Raw genomic sequence first — 10,432 nt, forward strand, 5'->3', positions numbered from 1 at the left:
TGCCGGTACGCACCATCCACCCGGCCTACGACCTGCGCCGGCGCTCGTCCGTCAGCGGGTGAGGCCGACCAACGTGGCCAGTCGCGCCACGCCGGCCGGCGCCGGCTGCGCACGGGCAACATCGGCGATCACGGTACGCGCCAACGGCCGACACCGAACCTCAGCCGGCGCGACGCTGTCCGCGTCGACGAGGGCGCGGGCGGCACCACGCAAGTCACCCACCTGGAGGTACGCCCGAGCGGCGTCGACCAGGTATGCGCCCCGATACTCGGCCGGCAACCGCCGCCACCCCTCCCGCCGCATGACGGTCGAATGCCGTCGTAGCGCCTCAACGGCATCACCCCGTTGCGCCGCCACCAGAACCCGGGCCAACTCGACGGCGATCGGCCCGAAGCTGGTGCGGTGCGGATCGTCGTACCCCCTCAGGCTGGCGGCGACGCCCGCAGCCCGGTCGGTCAGCTCGTCGGCTTGACGGTGCTCACCGCAGCCGGCGGCGGCCAATGCCGCCTGGAGCAGCAACGTCCCACCCACTGCCCACTCCCCCGGTGGTCGCCGTCGCGCGGGCGCACCCTCGCCTTGTTGATCATGAGGCTGACGGGCGAGTTGATCTCCACTAAGCCCGCCAACCTCATGATCACCCGGGCGAGATGGGGCGGGAATGATGCGGTTCGCCGCAGCTAGGGTCGCTGTTAGGACTAGGCGGTCGCGGTTTGACGCGCGGACTGCTTGGGCTATCGAGATGGCTGCTGTTGCCGCCAGGATCGGGTCATCGCCGGCGGCGGACATCGCCCGGTCGGCGGCCAGCCACCCGAGGTCGGCCTCGCCGAGCTTCACCAGCAACGACGAGGTTATCCGGTACACCTGCACCAGCAACTCCGCCGACCGCGCGCCCTGGACAGCGTCGAGCAGACCCGGCAACACCCGCACCAACTGCCCATAGTGCGCGTGCTGGTAGCTCAACCAGGCGTACCCGACCTGCCTTTTCACGTCCTCCGTCGACTGCTTCGGGGCTTGCGTGATGTCGTAGCGGGCGAGGGCAGCCCGGATGTCGTCCACCCCATCCGGCGGGCCCGCCGAACTGCTGCGTTGCTGACCGAGCAGCACCTCCGGGTCGACCCGCAGGACGTAAGCCAGCTCCTGGATCACGGAGTACCGGTCCAGGGCACGCACGCCCCGCTCCACCTTGTCCACCCAGCTCTTCGACCTCCGCAGCCGGTCGGCGAGCATCTGCTGCGTCATCGACCGCCGCACCCGCCACCGCGCCACCCGCCGACCGATCGGCACGTCATCGCTGCTCACGCCGCCACCGCCGGTCCGGGACCGCGCGGGTCGTGTCCTCCACGGGTACGCGCTGCGCCTCGGCCTGCGCGAGGAGGCGCTGTTTGGCAGCCTCCCGCTCAACCGCCTCACACTGCTCGCCCCTGCTCGCCGGCTCGTCGCCTCGCATGCCCACCTCCGTCAGCCGGTGCCGACGCTTGGACTCGCCGAACTTCAGCGGGGCCTCTCGCGTCCTGTCTGGATGACCTGTCCGGCGGAACCAGGCTCCGCCAATTGGTAGCGACAACTTCACCGCGAGTCACGGACGACTGGGGACGTCCTTGCTAGGCTGAGTCGTCCCCATGCCGTCCTCCAAGCCCACTGAGCAGGAGACGCGATGCCGAACGACCGTCTTCGCAACGGCATGCTCAAGAACGGTCTGACGGCATCGACGCTGGCGGAAAAGTTGGGGGTCGACCCGAAGACTGTCGAGCGGTGGGTGACACAAACCCGCAACCCGTACCCGCGTTATCGCCACACCATCGCCGAACTGCTGAACGAGAGTGAGTCGTACCTCTGGCCGGACGCGCTTCCGACGCAGCGAGCCGTGCAGATCAGCCAGTCGGAACTCGTCCACATCTACCCGCGCCGCGGAGCCGTTCCCACCGACCTCTGGCAGCGGCTCCTGGAACAGGCCACGCGACAGGTCGGCGTCTTGGTCTATGGAGGACTGTTCCTGCCCGAGTTCAACCACCGCTGGATCGCGACGCTCCGCGAGAAGGCCTTGGCCGGGGCGCAGGTGGAGTTGCTATTTGGCGACCCGGAGGGCGAGCACATCACCGAGCGTGGAGACGCCGAAGGCATCGGGCCAGCGATGTCCAACAAAATTCTGAACGCCTTGGCCTTTTACAAAGACCTACGGGACTTGGACAACGTCGGCATCTACTACCACGACACAATCCTTTACAACTCCATCTACCGCTTTGACGACGAGATGTTGGTCAACACCCACCTCTACGGCACGCCGGCCGCGTATGCGCCGGTGCTGCACCTGCGGCGCCTCGGCGGCGGGGACCTGTTCGACAGCTACGTCGCCAGCTTCAACCGAGTCCTCGGGAAGAAGCGGGCCGTGTGGCCCGAGCACTTAGCCGCCAGCGGTGAGAGGCTGGGCCATGGTCCGGATTGAGCACTTCAACAACCCGAACGCCCCGAAGCCGAACAGCATCGTCGTAGCAGTAACCGTCTTCGTCCAAGATGAGCAGGGGCGGGTACTGCTCATCCAGCGAACTGACAACGACCTCTGGGCATTGCCCGGCGGCGCCCAGGACCTCGGCGAGTACATCGCCGAGACAGCCGTACGTGAAACACGAGAAGAAACCGGCGTCGACATCGAGGTGACCGGTGTTGTGGGGATTTACACCAACCCCAACCACGTCGTGGAGTACAGCGACGGCGAGGTGCGGCAGCAATTCTCGATCTGCTTCCGTGGCGAGTACGTCAGTGGGCAACTCGTGACCAGCGAGGAGTCTTCGGCAGTTTGTTGGATCGCCCACAACAAGTTGAACAACCTCTCGATCCATCCGTCTACGCGGCTCCGTATTGACCACGGCTATGCGCGACGGAACGAGCCCTACATTGGATAAGCAGCCAAACGGGTGTGTGTCCGTTGAATAGCTTCCATCAGTTCCGGCTCAGCCTTCCGCCAAAACCGGGTCACGATGTCATCCGGGCCGTACCGCTCCCGGATTTCGGCCAAGCGTTCTTCGGCCGTCAAGTCCTGACCAGCGGGTCCAGTTGTCATGTCCGCAAAACAAAGAGCGTCGGCGGTAGCCGACTCCTCTCGTGGGAACTCGATGGCCAGATCCTCGCTTAGCCCTCGCTCCGCTGCTTCATACGATGCGCACGAGTGGTGAGCTACCAAGCCGGCTAGCCGTGGTGTGAAGCCTTGGCTCAGTAACCACCTAGCGCCGTCTAGCGAGTGAAACCCTGTATCGGCGATGTCGGGCGCGTAGCCGATATCGTGTAACCACGCGGCGGCGATGAGCGTCTCGCGGTCCTTGGCAGAAACGACTCGCCCAATCCGCTGGGTCTTGGTCGCTACTGCTTGGACGTGCTGCCACCGACGGGGAAGTGGTCGAGCGAGATGCATACCCGCGATCCGGGCGGCTTGGCCTACGGTGTCGTTCACCGGCCTATGGTACGACGGTGCAAGGAAGACCGGTAGATCGTCAGGATCCGATACTGCCGCCCAGTGGCCTCTGTGCTGCCGTCCCACCAGTCGCGTTCTATCTAACGCGGTTCCACACTCCGCAGTCTTTGCTCGTGAATCCCTCCCCGCTCCGGACAGTCACGGTTATTCCGTTTGGCGCGTACGTAACGAAATTGTTGGCGATAATGTCGCCGTTCTTCCCTGATCGCTCCCAGTAGCACTCATTCACTTCTCCCTTGATCTTGTATGTTCCCGACTTGATTTCTCGGCCAACCAAATACTTCCCATCTTCGAATACTTCACTGTTTGCTACTGGACGGATTTTCGAGACAGCGGGAGTCTTTGGGCACAGCGTGAGGACTCCGCTCAGCAGGTTCCGATCCCAGCCAAGAAAGTCCGCAACCGTCAAGGGAGAGCCTTCGAAGCCATCCGTCCCGCCCCATCGGTGCTCACAGTTTCTGCGCACATCCCCAGGAGGTCGGCCAAGATCTCTTTATCGCTTTCATTTCTCTCGGGGTCGCGTCGAGCGATACTGATCGCTTTTCGATCATTTGCAGTCAGCTTGTACGTAGGGAGGACTGATGTCTCACAGAAATACGTTTTGCCGTTCTTCCACGCCTCTTCGAGGGAGTTGAAAATGACTTCCTGGAAACTGCCGACGGCGGAGCATTTGATTGTGAAACCAGGCTCAGGGGTCGGGCTGGGGGTTGCGATCGAGGTGGGGGTTGCAGAAGTCGCAGCGGCGGCAGGCGCGCTGGACGACGGAGTTGGCGAAGGAGTTGTTCCGCTCGCCTTCTTGCTGGCATCGCCATCGCCGCAAGCGGCTAGGAGAACACCTGCTATTCCCGCTGCCAGTAGGATGGACGCGCGTGGCATGTTGGCCCCTAGATGAGTCAGCTAATCTGCAGAGCCGGCACCGTAACACGAATGGGTAAGTAAGAGCCTCCCGCAACTTGGCCAACCCCATCCGCGCTTCAGGCTTTGTCAACCTACAGATAGAACTCTTGACATTCCCGGCGCCAGGGCCTACGTCCCTCAGTTTTTGGGCATCGGCCTTCTCGATTTGACTGTGAGCAATTTCTGTACGGGATCAGGGCGGCCCGCTTCGCAGGCCGCTCGCGCCGCCAACCAGGGGCCGACGGAAGCGGGTTGCCGGTTGGGGGATCCCGCGCCCTTAGCGCAAGCGCACGGGCGCACCCCGAACGGTTGCAGCCCCGCCGGCGGCGCGACATACGAAGAGCCCCGGGCAGCCATGAGTGATGGCAGATCCGGGGCTTCGATATTGAAGGCGACGACCAGGGCGTGCCTCCGGCGGGGCGCTCAGGCACTTCAGGATGGTGGCGCCATCCCGGCCACCTCCGTCCGGGCAGAGCTGAGCAGGTGGGGCCTACCCGGTCAAGGTTCAGATAGTGGGGTGCCGCACCTTGACCGGGCAGGCCACCACTCCACTGGTGTGCGGACGAAGGCCGACGGATGGCTGGGAGGGCGATGGCAAGCGACACTCAATGGGTTACTAACGTCAGCGAGCACATCGCTGTAGCGCAGCCTTCAATTCTTCGGTGTCTCGATCATCGATCCAAGTCACGACTTCCACACGGCCCGATCCGCCCAGGAGGGTCGCGACACGCATATGCGCATCAGCAGTCGGAGCCACATTAGTGACGATGAGGTAGCCGCCATCATGGCGACTGTTCCGCATTTTTGCGACTGCTGCTGTAACCGATCCCGATCCAAGCTTGCCATGCTTGCGGTAGATGACCTGCACGTTAACCCGACCCTCAGAAAGTCGAACATGCATGTCGACCCCTCCATCTCTCTTGACTGAGAGATCGCGTGAGTCGGGGAATAGCGCCCTGATCGTCTCCCGTGCTTGGTCCAAGTACACCATTCCATGCCAATCAGGAAGGCGAATTCCGGGATCTATCGCGCTAACTGCATCCGCGACAGCAGCTGCAACATCGGCTGATTCCTCACGGGCGGCTTGGCTTACGACTTCCGCAGCCCGACGGCGCAACCGGGCCAGTTCAAATCGGTATTCGCCGCCACCGAAGCTGCGCAGGGGAGTGCCCTGTAAGCCCAGCAGGAGTAGAACAGCCCCGACTAGGAGAAGGACTGCCGTTCCGGCCTGGTTTTCCGTCAGAAATACCGCGACACATCCAGCTGCCTCGGCTCCGATCCCCAGGACCACGGCTAAGAGCCGTGCCCAGCGATCCAGTGGATCGGCAAGGTCGTCTGAGGATGGGATAGGGTCGTCTGCCCCGTTGGGATCCTCAGCCGACTGCGTCATGGCGCGCAGGCTACCTTGCGAACTCTTGCCGCGCCTTGACCCAACCGCCTTACCGGCAGTCCACATCGATCGGATCGCAGCGCGCGACACGGCCAAGCCAAGGTATGGCAGCAGCCCAGTCGCCAGGTCGTCCGGTTTGACTGCTACGCCCTGGCCTTGATCAATACCGCTGGTGGTGCGGTGACTGTCGGATCGGCGACGAAGGTAAGATCTTCACGTTCTGCATCTATCTCAGTACTCTTTGCGCCCATGGCGTCCCGTAGCAAGTCAAAGCTGTGGCAGTACTGGGGCTACGGCGTTCTGGCAGTGCTCCTTCTGTCGCTTGGTAGCGCGAGGTTTGGTCCCGCCGTCTACCTGGTGCTGTTGGGCCTGCTACTCGTCTTCGTACTTTTTACGGCTCCGGTCTATTGCGGAGCGATCAACCGTAGACGAGGCACTTCGGTCGAGTTCTGCCGGAACAACTCGACCGGGCTGATCTTGGGATGCCATCTCCGCCAGCACAAGTGGCAGAAGTTTGGGCGCGACTGGTGGTCTCTTGGTTGGCGTCAGAAGAGCGAAGGGCTTTGGACGGGGGGTCAGGCCAAGCTGGCCACTCTCAGCTTCGCCGTCGGGACCGTCGTGAGTGTCGTCGGGCTCTTGAAGTAGGCACCCAAGCCGGGGCGCGCGAGTACGGCAGTGAAGCACAGCAACCGACGGCACCTGACGAGACCGCACCAGGTGCCCCTACACCGTTGGCCAGCGCAGCGGATCGAGCGAGTCCGCATTGCCGATCTCTGGGTCGGGGATCGTTTCGATTCCGCCCGTCTCACCCCAGTGCCCGGTAGCTGTTCGGGATTCTCCGGCTGGCGATGGTCTGACGGGCAACGTACGTCGACCGCAGGAGTCTCGTCCTAGCCGAAGGTTCAGTTCTGTTCTGAAGAGTGTGCTGCCCTCCGCGTGGGCGGCCGCTCCCCCGGCGGCCGCCCACGCCCTCGGTCAGCTGGCGTAGACCTCCAGCGTTGACAGTTGCCCGGCGGGCCAACCGGTGTTGCCGGTGACGGTGATCCGCACGTAGCGCGTCTGCGCGGCGGCGAAGGTCAGCGTCACCTGGTTACCGGTGGCCGGGTTGAAGGTCCGCCCCGCCGATCCGACCAGCGTGCCGAAGCTGCTCCCGTCGGTGCTGCTCTGCACCGAGAGGGTCTGCGTCCGGCTGGCCCACGCCGACGACGGCGGCAGCTTCAGCACCACCCGCCCAACCGGGCGCGTCGCGCCCAGGTCAACCTGGACCCACTGCGGGAACGCGCTGTTGGCGCTCTCCCAGTAGCTGTTCGCGTCACCGTCGACCACGTTGCCCGACCCGTAGCTCTGGACGTGGCTGCTCTCCGACGTGGGTCGACCCCGGGCGAGGTCCGCGTTGGCCGCGGCGTCCGTGGTGACGGTGACCGCCGAGGACGCGCCGGAGGTGTTGCCGGCGGCGTCGCGGGCGGTGACCGTGAAGGTGTACGCGGTGGACGGGCTGAGCCCGCTCACGGTCGCCGTGGTGCCCGTGACGGTCGCGACGACATTGCCGCCCTGGCGTACCTGGTAACCGGTCACCCCGGCGTCGTCGGTGGAGGCCGTCCACGCCAGGGACACGCTCGTCGACGTCTTGCCGGTCACCGTGAGGCCACTCGGGGTGGTCGGCGGGTTGTCCGGGACGGTGCTCCCGGCGTACACCTCGACCTGAGCGAGTTGCGCGGCCGGCCAGCCGGTGTTGCCGCTGATGCTGAGGCGGACGTAGCGGGCCGTGGTGGCCGTCAGCGTGCGGGTGACGGTGTTGCCGGTCGCCGGGTCGAAGGCGAACGCGGAGGCCCCGGCGATGGTGGCGAAGGAGCTGCCGTCGACGCTGCCCTGCACGGTGATGGTCTGGGTACGCGCTCCCCAACCGGCGGGCAGCCGCACCACCAGCTTGTTGACCTGGTGGCTGGCGCCGAGGTCGACCTGCCACCAGTGCGGGAAGGAGCCGCCGCCGCTCTCCCAGTAGCTGCCGGCGTTCGAGTCCACAGCGTTCGACGCCGGGAACCCGCCACCCTGGCTGCTGGCCGAGGTGGATCGGCCGGCGGCCAGGTTGCCGCTGACCGGTGGCGGAGTGCCGACCATCGGTTGGGTGGGACGCACCGGGGTGAGCGCGAGTTGCCCCTTGAGCATCCGGCCGCCGTCGGCGGTGATCCGCAGGTAGTAGTCGGAGGAGCAGGCGACGCCGTCCTCGTCCAGGGCCCGGATGTTCGCGCCGGCCGGGGTGGTGGCCTGGGTCTCGGACGTCTTGGCGATCTGGTTGCCCTCGTTGTATTCGTCGAACATGGACACGTACAGGCCCTGGGAGCCGAGCCGGACCATGTTGTAGATGTGCCGCCAGTAGAAGTCGCCGTGCTTGCGGTGCCCTCCGGCGAGGTCGCCGGGCATCACGCAGGGCAGGTAGTCGATGCCGCGCGCCGCACAGTCGGCCATGTCGCCGACGTTGACGTTGTTGTAGTAGGAGTCCAGCTCCTCCACGGTCCTGGCCCGGTAGACCATCCACGGCGAGATCGCGTGGAACGCGTGGTAGACGTCGAGGAAGCCGGGGCGGGAGTCCTCGATGCCCTGTCGCCACCAGGTGGGCACGCCACCGATGACGTAGCAGCCCTGGGCCTTGAACCAGTTGATGACCTCCAGGCAGGGCCCGGGGGTGAAGGGTCGGCTGGGCTCGCTGAAGCCGAACCCCCAGATGCAGACGACCGGTTTGCCGTTCTGCCGGGCGTACGCGGAGGACGCGGTGTGCGCCGCCATCTTCGTCGTCCAGTCGGTCTTGATGTCCGACTGGAAGGTCAGCCAGTCGGTGACGTCGTACATGATGTAGAACTTGCGGCTGTGACGCTCGGCCGCGGAGCGGACCTTCTGTGTCATCGCGTCGCGGGTGGGGCCCTCGTCGCCCATCGGGTTGAACCGTTGCAGCGCGGCGGTGTCGCAGCCGTTCTCCTGCATCCAGCGGAAGTGGGTGTCCACCGTCTGCTGGTCGTACGAGGAGAAAAGGGTGGCCGGCTGACCGTTGCCCAGGTTGGGGTACGCGGTGGGATAGGTACGCGTGTACTCGCGCATGTCCGGCCAGGACACGATTGTGGTGTTGGCGGGTGAGGGCGGCTGGAACCGGTCGCGGCCCCAGTGCCACCATCCGCCGATCGGCGCCCCGTCGCCGGGAGCGCTGAACCAGCCCTGGTAGCCGACCGTCACCTTGCCGACCACGTCCCCGGGGGGACTGGCGGCGTGCGCGGGGCTGGACATGCTGGTGAGCAGCTCGGTGGTGGAGGCGGTGGCGAGGGCGGACCCGGCCAGCACCGATGTGACGAACCTGCGGCGGGAGACCGCCATGACGACCACTCCTTCGGGACGGAAGGCATTGACGGCCATCGTGGCAGCAGTGGATGCCGACCCGCAAGAGTTAGACTGTTCGATGAAATTCCGGATCAGATGACGGGAATTACACGCTGGGTCGTCAGTGACTGATGGGCCGCTCCAGCGCCCGCAACGGGGACAGGATCTGACTTGGGGCCTGGCGGCGGCGGGCGTCGCGCACCGTCATCCGTACGCCCTCGGTGAAGCCGATCTTCGGGTACCACCCGAGCAGTTCGCGCGCCTTTCTGGTGTCCAGCGCCATGTTGCGCACCTCGCCCGGCCAGGGCAGCGGCTCGTAGCGGGCCGTGTTGTCGACGCCGGACGCCTCCCGGACCGTGTCGTACACCTCGTTGACGCTCGTCTGCCGACCCGAGGCGATGTTGACCATTCCCACCCCGCTGTGGTGACAGGCGACAGCGATCGCCTCGGCGACATCGCTGACGTAGATGAAATCCCGGGTCTGCGTGCCATCGCCGTAGATCACCACCTGTCGACCGCCGAGTAGGGCGTCGACCATCAGGGACACCACGCCGCAGTCGCTGCCCTCCGGCCGGGGCCCATAGACATTTCCGAACACCATCGAGGTGTACGGCAGGCCGTGCTGACGCGCGTACCAGTCGAGGTAGTGCACGCCGGCAGCCTTGCTGATGCCGTACGGACTCACCGGCGCGATCGGATGGTCCTCCCGGACCGGCAACTCGTGGGCGGCGATGCTGCCGAAGATGGCGCTGCTGGCCGCGCTGACCACCAGCCGTACGCCGCTGCGGGCACAGGCGTCCAGCACGTTGACGGCGCCGAACACGTTCACGTCGGCGTCGTACAGGTGTGAGCGACGGGCTGCGGGAACACTCGACTGCGCGGCGAGGTGCACCACCACGTCCGGCTGCCACTGGTAAATGACCTCGACACCCTCCGGCGTGCGGATGTCACCCGAGATGACGTCCGCCTCGGTCAGCCCGCCGTACGCGGCGTCGGCCAGGTTCTCGATCCGGCCGCTGGAGAAGTTGTCGAGCACCCGGACCTGGCTGCCCATCAGCATCAGCCGGGCAACCACGTGGCTGCCGATGAAGCCGGCGCCTCCGGTCACCAGAACGCGCCGGGGCACCAGGTCCGTCGGCGGGTCGACACCGACGGCGGTAACGGGCAGGTCCATCTCGGACTCCTCGGAACGACGGAACGGTCGGCCCGCTGCGGCAACCGGACGGCCGGACACGACCGTAACCCACCAAAGGCCACCAAACGGACTATCAGCCCGGATGCCTTGCGCGGATATACGAGATTTTATATCGATA

Annotated in this window: 8 protein-coding genes; 2 read left to right on the forward strand and 6 right to left on the reverse strand. The window is 65.4% G+C overall.

Going from position 1 to position 10,432, the window contains the following annotated elements:
* Window positions 1–51: 51 nt before the first annotated feature.
* Complete coding sequence (locus ACQRWP_RS12710; RefSeq protein WP_430502421.1) at window positions 52–1,299, reverse strand: helix-turn-helix domain-containing protein; 1,248 nt, start codon at window positions 1,297–1,299, stop codon at window positions 52–54.
* Complete coding sequence (locus tag ACQRWP_RS12715; RefSeq protein ID WP_430502422.1) at window positions 1,286–1,447, reverse strand: hypothetical protein; 162 nt, start codon at window positions 1,445–1,447, stop codon at window positions 1,286–1,288. The genes ACQRWP_RS12710 and ACQRWP_RS12715 overlap by 14 nt, the downstream gene beginning before the upstream one ends.
* Window positions 1,448–1,654: 207 nt before the next feature.
* Here ACQRWP_RS12715 and ACQRWP_RS12720 point away from each other — a divergent pair, with 207 nt between their 5' ends.
* Window positions 1,655–2,443, forward strand: a complete 789-nt coding sequence (locus tag ACQRWP_RS12720) for a helix-turn-helix domain-containing protein (RefSeq protein ID WP_430502423.1) — start codon at window positions 1,655–1,657, stop codon at window positions 2,441–2,443.
* Entirely contained in the window at window positions 2,430–2,900 is a 471-nt protein-coding gene (locus tag ACQRWP_RS12725) for an NUDIX hydrolase (protein WP_430502424.1), read from the forward strand. Before ACQRWP_RS12720 ends, ACQRWP_RS12725 begins: the two co-directional genes overlap by 14 nt.
* Here the strand turns inward: ACQRWP_RS12725 and ACQRWP_RS12730 are convergent.
* The 4 genes from ACQRWP_RS12730 to ACQRWP_RS12745 form a co-directional block, all read right to left on the reverse strand.
* The gene (locus tag ACQRWP_RS12730) at window positions 2,888–3,445 is read right to left on the reverse strand and encodes an HD domain-containing protein (protein WP_430502425.1); all 558 of its coding nucleotides are present in this window, start codon (window positions 3,443–3,445) and stop codon (window positions 2,888–2,890) included. The genes ACQRWP_RS12725 and ACQRWP_RS12730 overlap by 13 nt on opposite strands.
* Before the next feature lie 1,540 nt (window positions 3,446–4,985).
* Entirely contained in the window at window positions 4,986–5,753 is a 768-nt protein-coding gene (locus tag ACQRWP_RS12735) for a hypothetical protein (protein WP_430502426.1), read from the reverse strand.
* Window positions 5,754–6,728: 975 nt separating this feature from the next.
* Window positions 6,729–9,116, reverse strand: coding sequence for a discoidin domain-containing protein (locus tag ACQRWP_RS12740; RefSeq protein WP_430502427.1), 2,388 nt, complete (start codon window positions 9,114–9,116; stop codon window positions 6,729–6,731).
* Between the two features lie 124 nt (window positions 9,117–9,240).
* Window positions 9,241–10,293 (reverse strand): GDP-mannose 4,6-dehydratase, encoded by a 1,053-nt coding sequence (locus ACQRWP_RS12745; RefSeq protein ID WP_430502428.1) that lies wholly within the window; start codon window positions 10,291–10,293, stop codon window positions 9,241–9,243.
* Window positions 10,294–10,432: the final 139 nt, after the last annotated feature.

The sequence above is a fragment of the Micromonospora trifolii genome, from assembly GCF_050516465.1.
Taxonomy (GTDB): Bacteria; Actinomycetota; Actinomycetes; order Mycobacteriales; family Micromonosporaceae; genus Micromonospora; species Micromonospora trifolii.

Excerpts from the sequence above, each read along its gene's own strand:
- ACQRWP_RS12715 (WP_430502422.1), bottom strand. The coding sequence starts at position 1,447 with ATGCGAGGCGACGAGCCGGCGAGCAGGGGCGAGCAGTGTGAGGCGGTT.
- ACQRWP_RS12720 (WP_430502423.1), top strand. The coding sequence starts at position 1,655 with ATGCCGAACGACCGTCTTCGCAACGGCATGCTCAAGAACGGTCTGACG.
- ACQRWP_RS12725 (WP_430502424.1), top strand. The coding sequence starts at position 2,430 with ATGGTCCGGATTGAGCACTTCAACAACCCGAACGCCCCGAAGCCGAAC.
- ACQRWP_RS12735 (WP_430502426.1), bottom strand. The coding sequence starts at position 5,753 with ATGACGCAGTCGGCTGAGGATCCCAACGGGGCAGACGACCCTATCCCA.
- ACQRWP_RS12740 (WP_430502427.1), bottom strand. The coding sequence starts at position 9,116 with ATGGCGGTCTCCCGCCGCAGGTTCGTCACATCGGTGCTGGCCGGGTCC.
- ACQRWP_RS12745 (WP_430502428.1), bottom strand. The coding sequence starts at position 10,293 with ATGGACCTGCCCGTTACCGCCGTCGGTGTCGACCCGCCGACGGACCTG.